19 protein-coding genes are annotated in these 21,530 nt (G+C 43.0%); 3 read left to right on the plus strand and 16 right to left on the minus strand.

The window, feature by feature from the left end; all coding sequences use genetic code 11:
- The first annotated feature begins 2 nt into the window (after positions 1–2).
- Positions 3–965: a UDP-3-O-(3-hydroxymyristoyl)glucosamine N-acyltransferase gene (gene lpxD, locus DQN48_RS07025; protein ID WP_013023658.1), complete on the plus strand. Its 963-nt coding sequence runs from the start codon at positions 3–5 to the stop codon at positions 963–965.
- Positions 966–1,108: 143 nt separating this feature from the next.
- Here lpxD and DQN48_RS07030 read toward each other — a convergent pair whose 3' ends face one another.
- The 10 genes from DQN48_RS07030 to DQN48_RS07075 form a co-directional block, all read right to left on the minus strand.
- Positions 1,109–3,760: a phosphoenolpyruvate carboxylase gene (locus tag DQN48_RS07030; protein ID WP_013023659.1), complete on the minus strand. Its 2,652-nt coding sequence runs from the start codon at positions 3,758–3,760 to the stop codon at positions 1,109–1,111.
- Positions 3,761–3,897: 137 nt separating this feature from the next.
- Entirely contained in the window at positions 3,898–4,209 is a 312-nt protein-coding gene (locus DQN48_RS07035; RefSeq protein ID WP_013023660.1) for an SMR family transporter, read from the minus strand.
- Positions 4,209–4,547, minus strand: a complete 339-nt coding sequence (locus DQN48_RS07040) for a DMT family transporter (RefSeq protein ID WP_013023661.1) — start codon at positions 4,545–4,547, stop codon at positions 4,209–4,211. The genes DQN48_RS07035 and DQN48_RS07040 overlap by 1 nt, the downstream gene beginning before the upstream one ends.
- A gap of 69 nt (positions 4,548–4,616) precedes the next feature.
- Positions 4,617–5,492 carry a prolipoprotein diacylglyceryl transferase gene (gene lgt / locus DQN48_RS07045; RefSeq protein WP_013023662.1) on the minus strand — a complete coding sequence of 292 codons (876 nt, stop codon included), beginning with the start codon at positions 5,490–5,492 and terminating at the stop codon, positions 4,617–4,619.
- The gene (locus tag DQN48_RS07050; protein ID WP_013023663.1) at positions 5,489–5,803 is read right to left on the minus strand and encodes a hypothetical protein; all 315 of its coding nucleotides are present in this window, start codon (positions 5,801–5,803) and stop codon (positions 5,489–5,491) included. The genes lgt and DQN48_RS07050 overlap by 4 nt, the downstream gene beginning before the upstream one ends.
- Positions 5,800–6,537 (minus strand): RluA family pseudouridine synthase, encoded by a 738-nt coding sequence (locus DQN48_RS07055; protein WP_013023664.1) that lies wholly within the window; start codon positions 6,535–6,537, stop codon positions 5,800–5,802. Before DQN48_RS07055 ends, DQN48_RS07050 begins: the two co-directional genes overlap by 4 nt.
- Entirely contained in the window at positions 6,534–7,706 is a 1,173-nt protein-coding gene (waaA, locus tag DQN48_RS07060) for a lipid IV(A) 3-deoxy-D-manno-octulosonic acid transferase (protein ID WP_013023665.1), read from the minus strand. The genes DQN48_RS07055 and waaA overlap by 4 nt, the downstream gene beginning before the upstream one ends.
- Positions 7,707–7,714: 8 nt before the next feature.
- Positions 7,715–8,419, minus strand: coding sequence for a zinc ribbon domain-containing protein (locus DQN48_RS07065; RefSeq protein ID WP_013023666.1), 705 nt, complete (start codon positions 8,417–8,419; stop codon positions 7,715–7,717).
- 30 nt (positions 8,420–8,449) lie between these two features.
- A complete protein-coding gene (locus tag DQN48_RS07070; RefSeq protein WP_013023667.1) occupies positions 8,450–9,187 on the minus strand; it encodes a Nif3-like dinuclear metal center hexameric protein in 738 nt (245 codons plus the stop codon).
- A 119-nt stretch (positions 9,188–9,306) separates the two neighbouring features.
- Entirely contained in the window at positions 9,307–12,003 is a 2,697-nt protein-coding gene (locus DQN48_RS07075; protein WP_013023668.1) for a RecB-like helicase, read from the minus strand.
- Positions 12,004–12,116: 113 nt separating this feature from the next.
- On the opposite strand from DQN48_RS07075, the gene DQN48_RS07080 reads away from it, so the two are divergent.
- Entirely contained in the window at positions 12,117–12,893 is a 777-nt protein-coding gene (locus DQN48_RS07080; RefSeq protein ID WP_013023669.1) for a hypothetical protein, read from the plus strand.
- A 301-nt stretch (positions 12,894–13,194) separates the two neighbouring features.
- On the opposite strand, the gene DQN48_RS07085 is transcribed toward DQN48_RS07080, so the two are convergent.
- From DQN48_RS07085 to uvrB, 6 genes are all read right to left on the minus strand, one after another.
- Positions 13,195–13,680 (minus strand): phosphatidylglycerophosphatase A family protein, encoded by a 486-nt coding sequence (locus tag DQN48_RS07085; RefSeq protein ID WP_013023670.1) that lies wholly within the window; start codon positions 13,678–13,680, stop codon positions 13,195–13,197.
- Positions 13,681–14,676 (minus strand): sulfate adenylyltransferase, encoded by a 996-nt coding sequence (locus DQN48_RS07090; RefSeq protein WP_013023671.1) that lies wholly within the window; start codon positions 14,674–14,676, stop codon positions 13,681–13,683.
- A 25-nt stretch (positions 14,677–14,701) separates the two neighbouring features.
- On the minus strand, positions 14,702–14,851 hold the full coding sequence (locus tag DQN48_RS07735; protein ID WP_158303477.1) for a hypothetical protein: 150 nt from the start codon (positions 14,849–14,851) through the stop codon (positions 14,702–14,704).
- Positions 14,829–15,719: a DNA-binding transcriptional response regulator gene (locus DQN48_RS07095; protein ID WP_013023672.1), complete on the minus strand. Its 891-nt coding sequence runs from the start codon at positions 15,717–15,719 to the stop codon at positions 14,829–14,831. Before DQN48_RS07095 ends, DQN48_RS07735 begins: the two co-directional genes overlap by 23 nt.
- Positions 15,716–16,852: a bifunctional 2-C-methyl-D-erythritol 4-phosphate cytidylyltransferase/2-C-methyl-D-erythritol 2,4-cyclodiphosphate synthase gene (locus DQN48_RS07100; RefSeq protein WP_013023673.1), complete on the minus strand. Its 1,137-nt coding sequence runs from the start codon at positions 16,850–16,852 to the stop codon at positions 15,716–15,718. Before DQN48_RS07100 ends, DQN48_RS07095 begins: the two co-directional genes overlap by 4 nt.
- A gap of 366 nt (positions 16,853–17,218) precedes the next feature.
- A complete protein-coding gene (gene uvrB / locus DQN48_RS07110; RefSeq protein WP_013023674.1) occupies positions 17,219–19,183 on the minus strand; it encodes an excinuclease ABC subunit UvrB in 1,965 nt (654 codons plus the stop codon).
- A 144-nt stretch (positions 19,184–19,327) separates the two neighbouring features.
- On the opposite strand from uvrB, the gene DQN48_RS07115 reads away from it, so the two are divergent.
- Complete coding sequence (locus DQN48_RS07115) at positions 19,328–21,403, plus strand: heavy metal translocating P-type ATPase (protein WP_013023675.1); 2,076 nt, start codon at positions 19,328–19,330, stop codon at positions 21,401–21,403.
- Positions 21,404–21,530 lie beyond the last annotated feature (127 nt).

The raw sequence follows: 21,530 nt of genomic DNA on the forward strand, positions 1-21,530 counted from the left end.
ACATGAAACTCTCCCAAATTCTTTCAAAAATCAATATTTCTGCTACATTGACACATGATTTTGAGCTCATGGGCATCGCCCCACTGCAGGAAGCCAACGAAAAACAATTAAGCTACATCGAACAAAAACAATACCTCAAGGATCTCAATGACTCCAAAGCAGGGGCTGTGCTAATCCGCCAAGAATTCTCAAATCTTGTGCCCACGCATATACAAGCCATCATCACGCCAAACCCCCATCTTGCCTTTGCTCAAATCTCACATTTTTTTGCCAAAGGGGAATTTTTGGATGAGGGTGAGGATGCTTGCATCCATCCCAGCGCGAAAATCATGCCAAATGTTTATCTGGGCAAAAATATTCGCATTGGTGCAAATTCTTTGATTATGCCAGGAGTGGTGATTAGCGATCATGTAATCATTGGTGAGGACTGCAAGATCTATCCCAATGTCGTCATTTATCGTGATACCATCATTGGCAATCGCGTCAATATCCATGCAGGCAGCGTCATTGGGAGCGATGGCTTTGGCTATGCGCATACCACAGATGGCAAGCATGTCAAGATCGAGCATAATGGATGCGTGGTGATCGAGGATGATGTGGAAATTGGAGCAAATAACACCATCGATCGCGCGGTATTTGGAGAGACCAAGATCCAAAAAGGTGCAAAAATCGATAACCTTGTGCAAATTGGACATAATTGCGTCATTGGACCCCACAGCATCCTAGTCTCTCAAGTAGGGCTTGCAGGATCCACCACCACAGGGAGAAATGTCGTAATGGGTGGGCAGGCAGGCACAGGCGGGCATATCCATATCGGGGATTTTGTGCAGGTGGCAGGGCGCGGTGCTGTAGGCAAAAATCTACCCCCTAACACAAAATGGGGTGGGCACCCACTCATGGAGCTAGATGAGTGGATGAAATTTTATGTAAACCTTAGGCGCATGCTCAAAAAGAAAAAGGATTAAATCTCTCCCCTAAAAAGCCATTCCACAACCTAGCAGTAAGCGGCGGCGATCTATCAGCAAAAACCAGCCCACGGTCAAAAATCATCCTCACTAAAAATCCACAAACCAAAACAAGAGCTAAAAATCAAACCAAAGAGGGCTCTCTAGCCTGTGTTACGCAGGCCCTGAGCGATGCCTATGATGGTGCTATGGATCTCCTCTAATAGGCGGGTTTTTTGTTTTTCATAATGGGATTTTTGATAGCGCTTGATGAGTTCAATCTGCAAAAGATTGAGTGCATTTACAGTGGGCTTGCGCATGAGAATGGATTTTCTAATCTCTGGCTGAGAGCAAAGCAGCTCACTTTCATCGCGAATCCATAGAATGTATTCCATGGTTTTGTCATATTCCTCTGCGATCATGCCCCAGATCTTATTCCCCAAGGCCTCATCATCAATAAATGCATTATAAAATCCTGCGATCTCTAAATCCACCTTCAAAAAGGCTTGAGAAATATTGTCAATTGTGGCGCGAAAAAAATCTGATTCTAGATAGGACTGACGCAATGCGTTTTTGTCCTCAATTGCCAAGAGACCGCTGCCAAGACCATACCATGCTGGAATAATGCTGCGATTTTGCGTCCAGGCAAACACCCAAGGAATGGCGCGCAAATCCTCTACTTTGGCGGTGTCCTTGCGCTTGCTAGGACGTGAGCCCAGATTGAGCTGCTGAATGAATTCAATAGGGGTGGCAGCCTTGAAATAATCCATAAATCCTGCTGTCCCATACACAAGCTCGCGATACTTGAGATAGGATTGTTCTGAAATTTTTTGCATCTGTCCTCTATGAGATCTTGTGATCTCACACATCTTAGCATCCAAGTCATCATGAGCAATGTCATGGGTGCAAAATGCATCAAGACAGGATTTTTTGAGCAATGCGCTCAATGTATTGGCAAAATTAAAATCCGCACTCATGGGGCTTAGATATTTAGAGCCAATAATCTCGCCCTGCTCTGTGACCTTGAGCATCCCATTCACGCTCCTAGGGGGTGCGGCAAGCAGAGCAGATTCTAATGTCCCACCCCCACGGCTCACGCTCCCACCCCTGCCATGGAAGAGCTTGAAGGTTATCTTTAGGCTCTCGCCAAGCTTGATGAGATCATAGATTGCACTATGAAGATTGTAATTGCTTGCAAAAATCCCCCCATCCTTGCTGGAATCTGAATATCCCACCATGATTTCCTGAGTGGATGCGCAATCCTTGAGATAGAGGCTGTAGTGAGGATTTTTGCTAAGGGTGAGGAGAATCTCTTTGGAATGCTTGAGATCTTGGATTGTCTCAAATAATGGAGTAATGGCAATCTGTGCACTCTGCCCTGGGATCCAAAGCCTATTTTGCTTGATAAACCAAAGGATGGTCAATAAATCACTAGCATCTGTAGTCATAGAAAGGATAAAAGAGTGCAGAATCTCTTCTGAGATATGACGCTTCCCCCAGGCAATGGAGACAAAAATCTCAATCACATTTTGCGTATCCCTGCTAAGGCTAGGCAAAATCTCAGAGAGAATGGATTTGGGAGAATCTAGCGCTTGATTTAAAATCTCTATTTTTTTCTCTTCGCTAAGGGATCCAAAATCATTATCACACATCCCAAGCAGACAGAAAATCTCGCTAATTGCCTCCTGAAAGACACTTTTATGCTCGCGAAAATCCAAATGCAACAAAGAAAAATCTGCTAACAAAACAAGATTTCGAAACTCTTTGAGACTGCGCGTGCAATGCTCTGGGGCACTATCTATCAATAAATCAATATCTGCAAGCAATTCCTTGGCACTATGATAGACAAACTCCTCTCTCCAATTGGTATTGATGCCTATGAAGCGATTTTGGAGTTTCTTTTTGATCAAAAAGAGTTTGGTGCGAAAGGGCTCTTTGCTATAGAGTCTAAAGCTATCTAAATGCTCTTTTTCTCTCTGGATGCTTCTCAAAAGCTCCTCAGAAATATTGCAAAAATCCTGAGAGATGGAGAGCTCACGAATGAGCTTCTCTACTTTTTTGATATAAAGATTGATAAGGAGCTTGTGTTGGGTTTTCATAACTTGTGTCATGAGTTCATTGCTTACAAATGGATTCCCATCACGATCCCCACCAATCCAGCTGCCCAGTCGTATGGGGGATTTGCTAAGAGGCTTTGGCAAAAGAGCGCTTAGCATGTTTAGGGTTTTTTGCGCACTATTTAGGATGCTTGTCTCAATGATATAGAGCAAATTATCCAATTCAAACAAGACCTCTAGCTTTTGACTGCGCACCAAATGGGTGCGCCAAAGCAAATGCAAGCGATAATTGATGTCTTCTATGAGTTCTTCATCATGCAACTCAAAAATTTTATGCAAATCGCGATTAATGGCATAATGTGCTTCCAAAAATGTCCGCCTGCGAGATTCTGTAGGATGGGCGGTGAATACAGGATAAAACTCCATTTTGTTAATGATTTCTTGGATGTCCTCTGGATCAAATCCCTGAGCGATAAGCTCCTCATAGGTTTGTGCGATCTTTTGTAGAGGCTTAGCAGTCTTGATGTTATAGCGCTCTTGGATGATATTTAGCAAAATATTATAGAGCGAAAAAGCCTTGATGACCTCAAGGGTTTTATTGTTTTGGATAATTTGGGTGAGCAAGGAGGAGGTGCATTCCTGCTTGTTCAAAGCCAAGATAAAAGCATCAAAAAACTCCGCCGCTAGAGCATCTGTGCTCTGCAACATCTTGCGCATCAATTCCATAATAAATTGTTTTTCTCTCTCAAAGTCACTCATAAGAAATCCTTATTGATTTTCTTCCCATTATATAAAAAACAACAAAGGGGCAGAAAACCATTGCATTTCTTGCAAGGATCCTAGAGATTTCTATGCTTTTTACCCAAGAATCCAGTTGCATTTTTGTGAAAGAATTTTTAAGAGATGTGCAGCAAAACAATAGAAAATAGCACGCAGATTACCCCCAAGATCCCAATTTTGTTGATTTTTTCACCAAAGAAAAAATACCCTCCCAAGATCGTGCCAACAATGCCAATGGCTCCCCAACTTGCATAGGCGATGCTTAGGGGCATAAAATCCATCGCAAAAGAAATGGCCACAAATGCAATCAATACCGCACAAATTGCGCCCACCCCATAAAATTTATTGGCAAAGCCATTAGATTTTTTTAGCAAGAGATTGGCCAATATATCAAGCAGTGCAGCCATGAGCACAAAAAATATGCCCATCATTCCCCCTCATCCCCAAGATGAATCAAAACAATCCCCAAGATTCCAAGCCCAATACCAAGCTTTTGATAAAGACTTAGCACCTCATCAAAGCAAAATGCCCCAATGAGGGAAATGAGAATAATCCCCAATGCCTCCCACATCGCATAAGCCAGGCCAATAGAAATCCTCTTGATGGCCAATCCCATGAAAAAATAAGAAAGCATAATAAAGCCTGCCATAAATCCATATCGCAACAATAAAGAATCCTCAAAAAACCTCAGGCTACCGCTGCCCAAAACCTCCATAACGATTGCCAGAATCAAAAAAATCCAAGATTTTTGCACGGGATTTAGCATTTTTTTCCTTCAGTTTTCAAATTTTAGAAAATGAAAAATTCAAAAAAGTTCTATCCAATTTGTAAGTTGCTATTTTTTGGGATTTGTCACTTTTTTCCTGCTAGCTTTTTGCAAAGAATCTCTTTGCTTGCATGCAACAAAATAAATCACCCCGCTAAATGCAAGCATCACAATGCTTAAAATCTGCCCCATGGAAAACATGCCAAAATACGTCCCCAGCTGCTCATCAGGCTGCCTGAAATACTCACTTACAAATCGCGCGATGCTATAAGCCACGCCGTAAGCCACGATGAGAGAGCCCTGCATAGTGCTTTTTTTGCTCACAAAAAACACCACAAAAAACACCACAACTCCCTCCAAAAATGCCTCGATCAACTGACTGGGATAGCGCAGCTGGCCATTTACCAAGATCCCCAAAAAATCCCATTTGGGATTGGTGATGACCCGCCCAACAAGTTCTTGATTGAGGAAATTCCCCACACGGCCAAAAACATAGGCCAGCGGAACGCTGATGGCAATAACATCTAGAAGCATCAAAAAATGCACTTTTTTAAAATAAGAAAACAAGATACTAGAGAGCAAAAATCCCACCAAAGCCCCATGATAACTCATCCCACGGATCCCCACAAAATTCCCCGCCTCATCCCAGGGATTAAAAATCTGCCAAGGGTGCAGCAAATAATACTCCCAATAAGGATCATAAATGAAGATGTATCCAATGCGCGCACCCAAAATCACGCCAATCTCTGCCCAGATAAAATAGCCCTCCAGAGTCATGGCACTAATAGGAAAGCGCTTTTTGTCCCCTCTAATCCAAAACTTTGCCAAAAGTAGCGCGCAAATCAATGCACTCAAATATGCAAGGCTATACCAATGCACCTCAAAACCAAAGGCCTCAAATGCCACTGGATCCAATCGGGAGTAAATCTCATTCCAAGAATTCATAGCACCTCTTTGAATAGAACTTCAAATTTATCACTCAAATGCAACTCTTCAAAGGATTTGATCAAGCGAAAATCATCAGTGACAATCTTGATATTCCATTGGTCATTTTCTCTAAGCTTTAGTAGAAATCCAAAAAAGTAATTCTCCAGCGGAAAGCAGTGATCAAAAACAAGCACTAGGGGATTTTGCTTATCGCAAGCTTTTAAAATCTCATCAAAGTGCGATTTGAATTCCAAAAATGCCTCATAATCCTTGAACTTCCCTCTGCAAACGATGCAATCCTTGCTCCCCTCAAGTCGATGCGCCCTCATTCCCCACCAAAATCTTGAAATTCTTTGGGCAGGGGGGCATGAAATTCATAATCAAAGATCTTAATCTTGCTGGCATGCAACATAACGCGCCTTGCACTCATGCCACCATAAAGCCTATCGCCTATAATGCTGTGCCCAATATGCTTGAGATGCACGCGAATTTGATGCGTGCGACCTGTTTGTATAACCGCTTTGATGAGGGTTTTTTTGCCAATGATTTTCAAGGGATCGATGTACGTGACAGCACTTAGGCCATCTTGATGGATTCTACTTTTGGCAAAGCCCTTTTTTGTAGTTAGAATGGGTGCAGTAATGGTCTGTGGCTCACTAAGAAAGCCAGAGACTAGGGCGATGTATTCCTTATAGACCTCTTGGTCTTTGAAGGCTTTTTTTGCCCTCTTGTGAAAATCACTCTCCCCTCGCACCAACAAAATTACACCACTTGTCTCCTTATCAAGGCGATGGAGCAAAACCCATCCATCAAACATCTCTGCGAGATCGTAGCTCTCAAGAAATGCTGGCTTTATAAGGGCTAGGAGATTTTCATCTTGAAATAAAATTTCTGGCTTTGGAGGAGGGGCTACATCAAAGAGGGTGTGACTGGGATATTCTGCACGCGCGATGCCTACCTTTTTGCCCGCCACACTCACAAGTCCCTTGTCAATGAGCTCCTTTGCTTTGTTGTGTGAGATTTTTTTCTGCAGACTTAAGATTTTATAGGCTTTTTGTCTCACAAGATCTCCTCAATGAGTGCATCCAAGCCGCATTGCTCTGCCTTGATCCTAGCATGGGGCAATTTCTCAAAATTGAGCATCTTATCTTGCAATTCACTTGCATTTTGGGCGATCTCATAGCCCTCAATATAATCAAAAAGTACATATTGGTTAAAGATATAAGGCCCGCTAATAAGACGGGTGCCAAAAAATGCGGGCTCCAAAGGATTGTGTCCACCAACCTCCACAAAACTCCCACACAAGATCACTAAATCTGCGATGCGATAAATATTATTCAATTCCCCCAGGATATCTACAAGCACCACATCCATCTCCTCATTGATGCCTCCATCTGAGAGTCTAGATACCCTAAAGCCCTCAAGCATCTTATAAACCTCATCAAAGCGCTCTGGATGCCTAGGAGCTAAAATGAGCAAAGATTGTGGATAGGCATGGAGGAATCTTGCAAACACACTTAATACAAGTTCCTCCTCCTCTGGATGACTGCTAGCTGCCACCACTACAAATTTTTTGGGCTTGTGATAGAGCTTGGTGATCTCAATCTTGCTATAAATCTTCAAATTTCCACAAATTTTGATATTCTTGGCCCCTAGACTCTCTAGGCGCAATACATCATTTTTGCTCTGGGCAAAAACCCTATCAATCCGCTCAAACACTTCTTTGTAATAGGCCCTTAGCTTGAGATATTTGTCATAGGAGCGATCGGAAATGCGCGCATTGATAAGCAGGGTCTTTGCTCCCAGGGTTTTTGCAAGAAAAAAAGGCATATACCAAAGCTCAGATTCTGTAACTACAAAGCTTTTTAGTTGTTTTAATGCTGGCTTCCAACGCCATACAAAAAGCTCAAATGGCAGGTAGCGCACCTCAAAATTAGGCTCCATTCCAAAGGTTTTTTGCCCAAGATCATGACCGGTTTGTGTGGTCGTGGTAAGCAAGAGTTTTTTTTCTTTGGAAAGCAGGGATTTGATGATGGGCTCAAGCGATCTAACTTCGCCAAAAGAACAGGCATGCAGCCAAATTTCTACCCCATTACTCGGGGGTTTTTGACAGCCAAAAAATCTCGCTGGAAGGGATTTGCGGTATTTTTGCTTTACTGTTAGCAGTAGCAAAAGAGGAAGTAGCAGCACATATGCCAAGGAAAGAACAAAAAAATAAATCAAGCGTTTCAAAACAAATCTTAATCCTGGATGTACAAAATCCTGCCACAATGGGGACAATTGACAATGTCATTGCTTTGCTTAACTTCTGCAAAAACACGATCATTGATACGGATGAAGCAGCCCCCACAGGCCTTCTTTTTGATCGGGACGACACTGGTATTTTTGGCCCATTTTCGAATCTTTTCATAGAAAACTGCAAGCTTATTATCCAGGGAAGCATAGAGCTCTTGCTTTTGGATATAGAGTCTTTCTTGCTCAGCCTTAATGGTTTCAATCTCCTTTGCACTTGCGGCCTCTTGTGCTGCAACCCCATCTTGTATCTGGAGAATTTCTTTTTCGATTTCTAGGACTTTTTCTTTTTTTCTTTCTTTTTCCTGCTCGATGCGCTGGATGTCTTGATTGGCTTTGGAAAGCTGCTCTTTTGCCAAATCTTCCTCGATAGCCAGGGAATTTATCTCGCGCTCAGATTTTACTTCGCTGCGTTTTTTGGCGGCATTCTCGATGCGAATGGAACTTTCCTCAATGGTATTTTGTGCATTTTTGATCCGCAAATCCAGCTCATCTTGCTCTTCTTTGAGAAGAGTAATCTGAGACTCTTTCTTGGATTTTTCGTGCAGTAGAGCCTCGATTTTTGAGCGCTCTTGGAGGATTTTTGGCTCAAGGAGGTCAATTGCTTTGTCCAAATTGGCCGCTTGAATAAGTTGCTGCAAATGTTTGTTCATTCTGTGATCCTTACAAAAATTCTATGATCCCTATAAAAATTCAAATGGGTTTTTCGTGGTGCTAATTATAGCCTGATATCCCTTTTTTTGCAAAATTCTTTGTAGGATTTGCACAAAGCCACATTCAGATTCATAATGCATAATATCAATCAAACTCACCCCCATTGCCCTTGCTTGCATCCCATCATGATATTTGATATCTCCTGTAAGAAAACAAAAATTTTTATACCCCCTTACTTGAGGAAACAAACCAAAGCCGCTCCCGCACACAATCCCGATGCAAGAAATCTGCTCCCCTGCTCTGCAGACTTTGAGCACAGGGAGGTCTAGGGCTCTTTGCACAGATGCTGCAAGCGCCTCTAATGAAGTGGGCTCTATGCTAGCAAATGCAATGCTTCCTTGCATTTGGGCATTTCTAAAGCCTAGCATCTCGCGCGCAACATAGAGATTGAGATGCGTGATGTCAAAATTTGTATGCATGGCAATGACACAAGATTTCTTTTCTATGAGCCTTTGGATAAGAATGGAGGGATAATCACAAAAATCCAGTCTTTTGAGAGCTTTGAAGATCAGGGGATGATGCACGATGATGAGGCTTCTTTCTCCTAAGCCCTCAATCACAGCCTCATCAATCTCAAGGGCCAGCACGATGGAATCAAATTCATCTTCAAGACTGCCTAGCTGTAACCCACTATTATCCCAGCTCTCCTGCAGCTCAAAAGGAGAAATCTCTTGTAATAATGCATAAATTTCAGCCACCTTTGCCATTTTCATCTCCTAAAATTTTCTAAAAGTCTATGCTAAATGTAGGCATGAGTGCGTCAAAAAAAGCACAAACACCAGAGCACCAAAAAATAAAAACACGGCCACCACACAAGCCTAGCAGACTAGATTTTTTCTATCACAATGGGATTATGCAAATAGACCAGATACCCCTCTATGGGCCTATCAAAATAACCCCTAGCAAAATCCATATAATGCTGCACCTGTTGGATATGCTCCTCTTGATGCATGCCGCTTTTGAAATCTAGCACGCGGATCTTCTCACCCACCGCCAACATGTCGATGCGAAAGAGATTATGATCTTTGATGAATGCCACTTCACTATAGCAGGAGGAATTCTCTAATAGCGCCCTAAATTGCGCATTTTCACAAAGCACATGCAGGAAAGAGAGGATCTTTGCTAAAGCGCGAGAATCCAAATAAAATCCATAGCAATTGCAAAGCTTCATGGACAGATGCTCTAAGTTTATGCCAAATCCCAAATAATTTTCTATGCTTGCATGTAGTGCCTGGCCAAAGAGGAGATTTTTCCTCACAGGCAGGGGTGCATCTTCTTTGGTGATAAAAGCACTCTGACGCCCAAAATCTCGCTGCATTACGGGTTTTTTTGCTAGCGCGGTTCTTTGGGGTCTATCATCCTCATCAATCAAAATCCCTCCCCTCTCCTGCTCTTCTAATCCAAGTGATGCCAGAGAGCCATCAGCATGAGGGATGACAAAGAGGGAATTTTTGGCGCGGGTGAATGCCACATATTGCACATTAAATTCCTCTTGCTTTTTTTTGTTTTCAAAGCCATCAAGAGCCCTTTGATACCGTGCATCAAAAAGCTCGCGGTTTTTTTGACGACAAAAAATCTCATCATCAAAAATGACAAATTTACTCGTATCTGCCCTATTTTTTTTGAAACGATCGCACACGATGATATGCTTGAACTCCAATCCCTTGCTTTTATGGATGGTGAGCAGCAAGATCCCATCTACTTCTTCTTTGACAGACTGGATATCAATCCTCTCAATTTCATTCAGAAACTCAGAAACATTCTCATAATCAAAAGAAAGCTCTAAGAATTTCTGAGCATGCAAATCACAGAGACTAAACTCCTGCATACAGGCAAAAATGAAGCTAGAGAGATCTTGATGCAAAGAGGGGATGGAGATCTCTGCATCAAATTCCAATCCCAAAAGCTTGATGATGTTTTTGTAATGCAGCCTAGCACCACTCCCCCCTGCGGCCTCACGATAGAGAAGAGCTTCTTTAAGAATCCTGGGTTCGATGCGATTTGTGAGAGAGAGGTTACTCTCTGTGACAAAGCTCATCCCAGCAAAGCGCTCGCTCAAAAAGGATTTGAGCTCATCAATGTCATTGTTTGTATAAGAGAGGATTGCGATGTCATTGGGATGTGCGCCAGCTTGCAAGAGCTGCTCAATGTGTTGGGCAACTTTTTCTTTGATGGCCCCACTGATATCATCTAGCTCTGCAGGGAGGGGAGTGACTCTGATATAGCCTAGCTTTTCTTTTTTGCTTGGGATTTGAGCACAGTCAGGGAAAATCTTGCCAAAGACTTCATTGTTGAATTCCACCACCTCTCTTTGGCTGCGATAATTAAAAGGCAGGGAATTGGTAGGATAGGGGAGCTTGTCAAAAATGCTGCTATCACTCCCTCGAAATCCATAAATGCTCTGCTTCTTATCCCCCACAAAAAACAAACTCCTCTCACCCAGTCGCCCTTCTCCTGAGGCGATCTCCTCAATCAAGGGGAGCAGGATTTTGTATTGCATTTCATTGGTGTCCTGAAATTCATCAAGCAAAATATGACTGATTTTGTCATCTAGACGAAAATAAAAAAAATCCCTTGCAAAATTTTCTACAAGAATTTTATGCACAAAGAGCATGATGTCTTCAAAACTAAGGCTTCCATCTTTTACATTGCATTGGTGGCAGGCGCTTTGGTATTTTTGTTTAAAGCGCTCTAATTGCGCAAACACCTTCTTCTCTTTAGCATCAAAATACTCCCTTCCTAGCAAAAAAATCTTGTCACAATCTGGCTTGATATTGAGATTTAATTTTTTGAAATAGTGATATTCATCATTTTTCACAAGCCAAGCACTTGATAAAATCTCCTCGATTTTGGTTTTTTCAAGCGCTTTTTTTGCAGCAGAACTTGCGTCCTTGTGGGTGAAAACCCTCTGCTTAATATCCTTCACAATCAAAGAAATCTCTTCTTGTATCTCTGTGATGGGGCGAGTTTTTTGCTCTATCTCTAGGCTTAGATTTTTTGAAATAATCTGCCTAAGCAAAAAAAGAAATCCAGCAAGCTCCATCCTCATGTGCTTACAAAAATCCAATAAATCGCGGTATTCCTCTTGAGTGAGGCTGTTTAGAAACATGATGCAAATGCTAGATTCCTCCTGAGCCTTGATGGTAAAATTCTTGCTAAGCCCCACATTCCAGCAGAATTTACGCACAACAGAATTAAAAAAAGAATCCAATGTGGTGATTTTGATGTTGCTCGCAAGAAAATGACCAAACACCCTCTTTGCATTCCCTAAAATCTCTTCTTTACTAAACCCATAATCTGTGATTAAATTTTGCAAATACTTGCTTTCCCCAACACTAGCTAGCTCCTCCAATGCATCAGAAATGCGCTCACGCATCTCTCCTGCTGCTTTTTTGGTGAAGGTCAATGCCAAAATCTCCCCTGCATTTGCACCCGCAAACAACAAACTCAAATAGCGCAGAGTAAGGGCAAAGGTCTTGCCGCTACCAGCACTAGCCATCAGTGTAAGAAATCTCTCTTGCATTCTTCTCCCTTGAACTAAAACCTTGAATTTTTTGCCGATTGTTTTGTAGCTTTTGCCAATTTTTTTGTGATAGGATTTTATTACAATTTTGTGATTCATTAAGGAGAAAACCGATGAAAAAATGGTTCATAGGGATTTGCAGCATCCTTTTGCTAAGCACCCTAAGCTTTGGTGCTACAAAAGGCAATAGAGTCCAAAAAAAGATCTCAAAAAATTTCACGCCCGGATCTGTTGTAAGCGGAACTCCTTCCACCGGGAAGGTTCGCCGCTGGTATTTTTTCAACGAAGGGGCCATTGGCGCCTCCTATACCTTTTTGGGGAGGGCGCAGTATACCTCTATAGATTTGGGCTATAACTTTTACTTGCGTAGCATTGAGTCCATGCTAGGGGGAGTGAATTTTTTCATTGGCTCTGAAATCAATATGCCCCTTTATTTCAAAACCATGCCTGGCTCTAGATCTAATATCATCAGTGGCCATCCTAGGCTAGAAAGCAAGGAAACCCAAGGACTCTCAGGCGTAGGCATTCAAATCCCCTTGGTACTTGGCTTTGAATACCAGGGCTTTTATGTCGCAGGGCTTGCGGGATATACTTGGCTATTCATGAATGACACCTATCCCTCCAAGGGAGCGGGCGTGCATCCCACCATCCAAACCCAATACGATGGGGTCATTTATGGCGGTGGGATTGGCTATAAAATCAGCAATATCATAAACATTGGGGTACGCTACATCGCAGGATCGCTCACAGATCGCTCCAGCACCACCAAACCAAGTGGCAGAGCAATCGCAGAGGGCCTAGACAAAGAGCTCATCAGCGCCAAGACACAGCGCGATATTTTTGGCATCCCCTATCAAAGCATCCATGTTTTCATCTCTCTAATCTACTGATTCTCAAATTCCCCCCTCGCCCCTTTCTTGGGCCTTGGGGAAATACAAAACACAAAAAACCACAAGGAGTTTCAACCCCCTCTCAATAAGCTTGATAATTTTCCCCACACGGCTTTCAAGCCCTAAAACATGGCCTAGAAATACAAAAAGCACTCAGCTACAAAACTCCAGGCAGATTAGATTAAAGAAATAGCACGAAAAATCCTCAAGGATTAGGTCAATGGAACAAGCTTTGTGGCTTTGAAACTCTAGGCATGCTAAAAATCCCAGCGGCCTAGTGAGGCAAGCTCTAGATGAACCCCTAAAATATGGGAGCGAAAAATCCCCAGATCTTCAAAAGCAAAAGCGTGATAATGCCAGCAAAAACCCCCGCTAAAGCATCATCCAAAACCACTCCAAGCCCTCCTTTTACCTCCCTATCAACCCTGCCAATAAAAGAAGGTTTTTTGATATCAAGGATGCGAAAAAACAAAAAGCAAAAGCCAAGCAACATAAAAGAAATTCCTCCCATGCCTCCCCCAGCAATGCCCATGGCTATCCACATTCCTACAAGCTCATCAATAACGATTTCCTTGGGATCATGCATGCCTTTTTGAGCCTCATAGATATCAATCTGCTTGCTAGCAATAATCCCAATAAGAATGGCTAACAAGAAAATCATCTCGCTAGAATACCACAGAAGTGGGATGCCCAAAATCATGGCCACAACACTGCCCATGGTCCCCGGGGCGATGGGAGATTTCCCACTAAAAAACAATGTCAAAAAGCATTCTCTATAAAAATTCATTTAATTTCTAATGCGATACAAATCAATGAGTCGTAGATAAAAATCCTCTTGGATATTCTCTGAAAAGACTCCAAAAGTGGGCAGGGTCTGGTAATAAATCTGCTTCATAAGCTCGAGTCTCTGGGGGAAGAGATATTCTAAAATCAATGCACTCACCTCGCGGCGCACCAAAACCGTTGGCGGGATGATGCCCATTTTGAAAAAATGCAGAATGGACTGCGTGGAATAAGAAATGTGATGATGATGTCCATGCGGGCAGGTCCTGGTGTTTAGCAGACAGCGGCATTTGGTACAGTATGCATATTCATCCAAGATCTTCACCTCAATATCAATCCCCCTTAGGCTATCAAAGATGGTGTGACGTATGCTGTGATCATAATATACAGAAAGCCCTTGAGTCTTTTGCCCTAGCAGGATCTTGGTGCAACCATAATTTTTGGCAATGAGGGAATAGAGGATGATTTTATTGCTACCAGAAAAAAGATAGGTCGCATCAAGAGGTATCACGCAAATCCTCTCTTTAGAAAGAAAATTATTTAACACTAAATCCAGGCTTTTTTTGCGGATTTCAAAATTGAAAAAATCCTCTTTATGATAGTGGAGCAAAAAAATCACAATCAGATCCGAATCATTGAATTCCTCACGCAGGATCTTTTCATGCACGCGGTGGATGGGATTGGCATGGAAAACCACTCCAGTGATGCGCTTTGCCTGGAGTTTTTGTTTTTTTTCTAGAATTTTTTGTTTGTAGATCTCAAGATCGCTCTTTATCTTCACTTTTCCGCTGATGGCATATTCCCCGATACGCGTGACAATATAATCCCTTTCCTCCAAGATCACACCAATTTGAGAGAGGCGCTCTTCTTTGTTGATCCCAAATACCTCATCTGTCTCTATGCTTCCCACAGGCTCACCCTCACAGACAAGCTCGATTTTCTCGCCCTTTTTGGCAGTGCTTAGCACCTCTTGGTTGCGTCTACCACTAGGACTTAGCAAAAATGGACAGGGATAGGAGACATTTTTATAAAGCCCAGTTTTTTTTGACCTCTTCTGTTTCTTTTTTGTTCATCAGGCTTTTCACAGGATAAAGCAATCCTTCTTGCAGAAGCCCCAATGCACTCACAGCTTCTCTGTCGATGTAAAGCTGCCTATTTTTTGCGAGTGATTTCATATTTCTTCCTTTTTTCCCACAGGCTCTTGCGACTAATTCCCAATTTTTTGGCAAGCTCGATATCAGAATACCTGCCCTCAAACTTTGTAATCATCACTTTTTCATATTCTTTGATGGAGAGAATCTCGCCGCCGAGATCCTGCTGATTGGAGATATGAGTAATATCCACAATTTGCGAGAAAGAAATCTCATCATCACTAATCACAGAAACAATGACATTGTATTTTGACATATTTTTGAGAAACTCTTTGGCCTCATGCTTCTTGAGATATTCAAAATTGGTGAGGTAATAGCATTTCTTGCGATCTGTGGGAAGTTTTAGCATCTGACGCCATCCCTCATCCGCAAAGCTTAGGATTTGAAAGGTGCTCTTATGCTCCCTGGCATATTTCATGGCATAGATGTCTGCACTGCGCTGAGAATTGCTCTTGATAATGAAGGGCGGGCGATAATGCGGAAGGGAGGGGGTGTTTAGCTCCCCTTCGACAAAATTGAAATAAGAATCATAAAATGCAATCTTTGTAAGCAAGGCCCGATGATTGATGTAGTGATTGATCTTGCGGATCAATTCATCAATCATAAAGGGCTTTAAAATGTAGTCTTTGGCCCCTGCATTAATGGGTTTGATGATGCTATCATCGCTGATGTAGGCCACAAGCATGATGATCACAGCTCTTTGGGCATGATTTTTGATAAACATCTCACAATCATCCCCGCATGCGCTATAAGAGAGCAAAATCACATCCGCATCCACAGTGGTGAAATTCTCCAGCGATGGAGCAATGGTGCACATATAACTCAATCCTCCTAGTCTTGAGGCTATGCTTTGGGCTAGGTAAGTTTCATTCTCAATGATCAAAACTTTCATAATTCCCTCCAATCTAAAAATTTCAACGTTGCGCTAACATTCACGCAAATCCCTTCCTTTCGTCCGACAAAACCCATGCCCTCCGTGGTAGTCGCCTTGATATTTACACAATGTTTGGATAGGTGGAGCAAAGAGGCGATGCTTTCTTGCAAATCTGCTTTATGCGGCACGATTTTGGGGATTTGGGCAAAGATGCTGACATCAAGATGCACAATCTCAAACCCCACCCCCACAATAAATGCGCGGATTTTCTCTAGCAATACCCTGGAATCTATATTGTGGTAGGTAGCATCATTATCTGGGAACCACTCCCCGATATCCCCAGCGCAAGCCGCACCCAAAAGCCCATCTATGAGCGCGTGCAAAACCACATCCCCATCGCTATGTGCCCTCAAACCAAGATTGCTAGGGATTTTCACACCTCCAAGCACCATGGGTCTGTCTTCTTCAAATGCGTGGATATCCCACCCCTGTCCTACAAAAATCCGTGAGCTTGGAGGATTTTTTAGCATTTCTAAATCTTGCAAATAGGTGAGTTTACGCATCCTTGCACTCCCCCTCACAAACCCCACACGATATCCGCACGCATGCATAGCGCTGCTCTCATCGCTAAAATCCCCTTGGCACAGGGCATTTTTTAGCTTTGCACTCTCAGAGATCTGAGGGGTTTGAATGAGCTTGATAGCAGAGCGATCTAAAATCTCCTCTCCATGCCACGCGGTATCCACGCATTCCACATAGGGCACGACACAATCATACTCCCCCCTAGCCTCTAGCAATCTCTGGCATACTGTCTCATCCACTTCGCATCTGGCCACATCTGTGACAAAAACATAGGGGCTTTGCACAAATTCCAGCGCATTACGCAAACTCTGCGCTCGAGTCTCCCCACCAACTACGATGCGCTCCGCATCCACGAAATTCCTTGCATATCCACTGCCCTCCTCATCCATCACCACCAAAATTTCCTCAAAAGCCACCAAACTTTTTAGCTTTTCTAGCACATATTTCCAAAGAGGCAGAATCCCTATTCGCAGCCACTGTTTTTTTACCCTCTTTTCAAAAGGTAACACAGCACTAAACCTCGTCGAATCCCCAGCAGCCAGGAGAATCAGGCATATTTTCTCATGCATTCCCTTCTCATCCTACAAAAAAATCCCTGCATTGTACTCTAAAAATGCTTCAAAGATTCTTATTTTCAGAATAAAAAAGTATCATTTTTGCCATGCAGATTTTTAGTGTTGTTAATTTGTTTCGCACTGCAATTTTTTGGGGCGTGTTTTTTTACTGGGGGGGGATTTTGCATCCGTTGAAAAGGCACTGCGTTTTTTGTCGCTGCATATCAAACTACTTTAAGATTATGAAAATCTCAATCCCTCTGATTCTTCAAAAAATCCTTCTCAAAACACCTAGAGACCAAAACATCAAAAAGATTCAACTCATTTCCTCAAAAACCTCCAAAATCCCTCAACCCCAAAAAATGAAGTTCTCAAAAAGATTTAGAGACTTTTGATTCTAGCGATTTCATCACGCAGCCTTGCTGCCTCTTCAAAATCTAGAAGCTTTGCAGAAGCAAGCATTTTTTTATTCAGTTCTTTGATGATGTTTTCCCTCTCAGATTTTGGAATTTTGGCCTTTTTGTCTTTGTAGAGCACAGCACTGCTCTCTAGCTTCAATTCTTCTTCCAAATTACGCTGCACGGATTTGGGAGAGATTTGATGCAGGGCATTGTATTCCATTTGTTTCTTGCGACGATAATCCGTGATTTCCATAGCCCTCTGCATGCTTTGAGTGATTTTTTTGGCATAAAAAATCACCCTCCCCTCCACATTCCTAGCTGCCCGCCCCATGGTTTGGACTAGACTTGTCTCACTGCGCAAAAAGCCCTCTTTGTCTGCATCCATGATGGCAATGAGGCTTACTTCTGGCAAATCCAACCCCTCACGCAATAAATTAATGCCCACCAAAATATCAAATTCCCCTAGTCGCAGGGAGCGGATGAGATGATTGCGCTCAATAGCATCAATTTCGCTGTGCATATACTGGATTTTAAGTCCCAATTCCGCATAATATTTGCTCAATTCCTCCGCCATTTTTTTGGTCAAAGTGGTGATGAGCACACGCTGCTTTTTGGCCACCACGCCCTTAATCTCATCATAGAGATCTAGCACTTGATTATCACTATCGCGTACCTCATACAAAGGATCTAATAGCCCTGTTGGGCGAATGATTTGTTCAGCCACATTTTGCCCACTGAGCTCTAATTCCTTTTGTGCGGGTGTGGCAGAAACAAACAAAAAATGCGGCGCCTTGTGGATGAATTCTTCAAATTTCAAGGGGCGGTTATCTAGTGCACTGGGCAGTCGGAAGCCATATTCTACCAGTACTTCCTTGCGGCTGCGATCCCCAGAGTACATTCCGCCAAATTGGGGCAAAGAGACATGAGACTCATCCACAATAACCAAATAAGGCCTGCCCTTTTGCTCAAAATAATCTAACAAAGAATAGGGCGTCTCTCCTTCTTTTTTCCCCGTGAGATGCCTGGCATAATTTTCAATCCCCCTGCAGATTCCGCTAGATTCCATCATCTCCAAATCAAATTCTGTGCGAGTTTTAAGCCTAGAGTACTCAATCATCTTATCTTGAGACTCAAAAAATGCCAGACGCTCTTGTAATTCTTTCTCGATATTTCTTAGCGCAATTTTTTGACGCTCATAGCTAACGATGAATTGATTTGCCGCATAAATCACATAGGAATCCAGTCTCTTTACCTCCCTGCGCTCGATGCTATCATAGATCCCGATGCGCTCGATCTCATCACCAAAAAATTCTACCCTCACAAATTCCACTTCATTGTATGCGGGGAAGATATCCACACACTCTCCACTCACAGCAAAATTCCCTCGCTCAAAAAAATTATCATTGCGACTATAGCCCATGTCCACAAGCTTTTTGAGCAGATGATCGCGGCTGGTATGCTGTCCTACTTGCACTTTTTCAATCATGGTGAGATATTCCTCAGGATTTCCTAGCCCATAATTTGCCGACACACTTGCCACCACAATCACATCATCATAGGCTAATAGGGAGGTCGTGGCAGAAAGACGCAATCGCTCTAAGTCCTCATTGATGCTAGAATCTTTTTCGATAAACAAATCCCGGCGCGGAATATAGGCCTCTGGCTGGTAATAATCAAAGTGAGAGATAAAATACTCCACATGATTCTTTGGAAAAAATCCCTTGAACTCACTATAAAGCTGCGCACAAAGCGTTTTGTTATGGCTCATGATAAGGGTTGGCATATTCAGCCTAGCAATAATATTTGCCATGCTGAAAGTCTTGCCACTCCCCGTTACGCCAATGAGAGTCTGGTATTGGTTGCCATTTTTGATAAAGGTGCTAAGCTTATGAATGGCCTGGGTCTGATCGCCCGCAGGAGCATAGGGCGCATGCAAGGTAAACATGGGGATTCCTAGAAGAAAATTTTGGGCGTATTTTAGCAGAAGTGCCATCCAAAAAAGCGCAAAAAGAAAACGAAAAAAAACCATGCTTATGCTAAGATACCGCCAAAAATCCTAGTCCCAAAATCCAAAATCAAAGTACAAAAAATGCAAAAATTTCTCATCAAGAATCTTGATTGCGCCTCCTGTGCAGACAAACTAGAGAAAAAAATAAAAAACCTCTCTAGCGTGCGCGAAGTAAAAATTTCCTTTGCCACAGGAACCCTGTATATCGATTGCGATGATTGGGATGCTGTAAGGGATGTCATAGCCGCACTTGAGCCCAATGCCACGCTTGAATCCATGGATGCACCTAGCACCAAAGACTCAAGGGCGCAAACCTTTAGCTTTTTTACCCAGCAATTTTTTCTGCTCATTACACTCATTGCGAGTTTTTTGCTCATTGTGACGCTTGATTATCTCTATCCCCAGCTCCCTGTCTATCCTTTTGTGTCTCTTGGCGTAGTGATTTATCTTATCAGCGGGCGCAATGTCTTTAGAGGGGCTTTAAAAAGCCTAAAAAATAGAGAATTTTTTGATGAAAATATCTTGATGCTGGGGGCTAGCATCGCGGCATTTTGTATCGGCGCTTGGGAAGAGGCAGTGAGTGTGATGCTATTTTTTTCCACAGGGGAATATCTCCAAGAAATCAGCGTGCAAAAATCCAAAGCCGCCATCAATCAGAGCGCAAATCTCACCCCTTCCTTTGCACACAAGATCTCTACAGATTCCCAGGTCCTTGATGTAGACCCAAAAACCCTGCAGGTGGGAGATAGGATCCTGCTCTATGCAGGGGAGATGCTGCCCTGTGATGCTAGATTGCTGCAAAATCACGCGAGCTTTAATTGCGCAGCAATCAGTGGGGAATCTCTGCCTATCAATGCAAAGGAAGGAGAAGAGATTCTAAGTGGCAGCATCGCGCTAAAAGAGAGCATACAGCTAGAGGTTTTGCGCCCCTTTGAAAAAAGCCAGATTGCAAAAATCACCGAGCTCATCGCATCTGCCACCACGCAAAAATCTAAAACCGAGAGCTTCATCACAACTTTTGCGCGCTATTACACCCCTGTTGTTTTTGTGATCGCCTTGCTCATCGCGATTCTCCCCCCACTGCTAAATTTTGGGAGTTTTGAGGAGTGGATTTATCGCGCACTCGTGGTGATGATGGTGAGCTGTCCTTGTGCACTCATCATCTCTGTGCCCATCGGATATTTTGGAGGATTGGCTGCAGCAAGCAAGCATGGCATCCTCATCAAAGGAGCCAATTATCTAGAAGCACTCAGCCAGCTTGGCCTCATTGCCTTTGACAAGACAGGCACCCTCACTCAAGGCAAATTCAGTGTCACAGACATCATCCCAGCCCCCAATCACACCAAAGAAGAGCTACTAGAATCTGCCCTATGTGCACAATCCCTCTCCAATCACCCCATCGCCCAAAGCATCAAAGCCCTTGGCTCTGCCAAAAATTTCTCCATTGATACTTATGAGGAATTTGCAGGAATGGGGGTGCGGGCAGTGACACAAAATGAGGAGATCCTCGCAGGAAACGAGAAGCTTTTGCAGCATTTTCACATCCCCTATGAATCCAAAGAAATCCAGGGCAGTGTGGTGCATATTGCCAAGAATCAAAATTATCTGGGCTACCTCCTTATCGCTGATGTATTAAAAAGCGATAGCAAAGATGCTATTTTGGCCCTCAAAAAACTAGGGATTGATTCTGTGATGCTAAGCGGAGATGGAGAAGCTCCCTGCAGGGTCATTGCAGAGCAGCTCCAATGCCCCTATTATCACTCGCTTTTACCCCAAGACAAAGCACGAATTTTCTCAGAACTCAAGGCCAAGGCTTCCAAAAAAGTCGCATTTGTGGGCGATGGCATCAATGATGCGCCCACCATCGCACTTGCAGATGTGGGCATGGCCATGGGTAGCGGAAGTGATATCAGCACACAGAGTGCGGATGTGATTTTGCTCAATAGCTCCCTAAGCACACTGCTAAAAAGCATCAAAATCGCACAAAAAACCAAAAACATCATCTATCAAAATATCTTTTTTGCGCTCGGAATAAAGGCTGCATTCATCATTCTAGGATTGCTTGGGATGGCCAGCATCTGGGAGGCGGTATTTGGCGATGTGGGAGTGGCACTACTGGCACTTGCCAATGCTATGCGCGCACTAAAGATTGCTTAATTCTTGAGAATCAAACACAGCTTTTGGGTTGATGATGCAGATCCTATTAACTCCAAAGATACGCCATCAAAATCACAAAAGATTTTAAATTCATCGCTTGGGGATCTTCTTGCCTCTTTTATGATGC

Origin of the sequence: Helicobacter mustelae (assembly GCF_900476215.1) — a bacterium.
GTDB lineage: Bacteria > Campylobacterota > Campylobacteria > Campylobacterales > Helicobacteraceae > Helicobacter_H > Helicobacter_H mustelae.

Bases quoted from the DNA above. Each gene is read 5' to 3' on its own strand.
- lpxD (WP_013023658.1), top strand. From the start codon at position 3: ATGAAACTCTCCCAAATTCTTTCAAAAATCAATATTTCTGCTACATTG.
- DQN48_RS07030 (WP_013023659.1), bottom strand. From the start codon at position 3,760: ATGAGTGACTTTGAGAGAGAAAAACAATTTATTATGGAATTGATGCGC.
- DQN48_RS07035 (WP_013023660.1), bottom strand. From the start codon at position 4,209: ATGGGCATATTTTTTGTGCTCATGGCTGCACTGCTTGATATATTGGCC.
- DQN48_RS07040 (WP_013023661.1), bottom strand. From the start codon at position 4,547: ATGCTAAATCCCGTGCAAAAATCTTGGATTTTTTTGATTCTGGCAATC.
- lgt (WP_013023662.1), bottom strand. From the start codon at position 5,492: ATGAATTCTTGGAATGAGATTTACTCCCGATTGGATCCAGTGGCATTT.
- DQN48_RS07050 (WP_013023663.1), bottom strand. From the start codon at position 5,803: ATGAGGGCGCATCGACTTGAGGGGAGCAAGGATTGCATCGTTTGCAGA.
- DQN48_RS07065 (WP_013023666.1), bottom strand. From the start codon at position 8,419: ATGAACAAACATTTGCAGCAACTTATTCAAGCGGCCAATTTGGACAAA.
- DQN48_RS07070 (WP_013023667.1), bottom strand. From the start codon at position 9,187: ATGGCAAAGGTGGCTGAAATTTATGCATTATTACAAGAGATTTCTCCT.
- DQN48_RS07075 (WP_013023668.1), bottom strand. From the start codon at position 12,003: ATGCAAGAGAGATTTCTTACACTGATGGCTAGTGCTGGTAGCGGCAAG.
- DQN48_RS07080 (WP_013023669.1), top strand. From the start codon at position 12,117: ATGAAAAAATGGTTCATAGGGATTTGCAGCATCCTTTTGCTAAGCACC.
- DQN48_RS07085 (WP_013023670.1), bottom strand. From the start codon at position 13,680: ATGAATTTTTATAGAGAATGCTTTTTGACATTGTTTTTTAGTGGGAAA.
- DQN48_RS07735 (WP_158303477.1), bottom strand. From the start codon at position 14,851: ATGAAATCACTCGCAAAAAATAGGCAGCTTTACATCGACAGAGAAGCT.
- DQN48_RS07095 (WP_013023672.1), bottom strand. From the start codon at position 15,719: ATGAAAGTTTTGATCATTGAGAATGAAACTTACCTAGCCCAAAGCATA.
- DQN48_RS07100 (WP_013023673.1), bottom strand. From the start codon at position 16,852: ATGCATGAGAAAATATGCCTGATTCTCCTGGCTGCTGGGGATTCGACG.
- uvrB (WP_013023674.1), bottom strand. From the start codon at position 19,183: ATGTTTACCTTGCATGCGCCCTATGCTCCTGCGGGCGATCAGACCCAG.
- DQN48_RS07115 (WP_013023675.1), top strand. From the start codon at position 19,328: ATGCAAAAATTTCTCATCAAGAATCTTGATTGCGCCTCCTGTGCAGAC.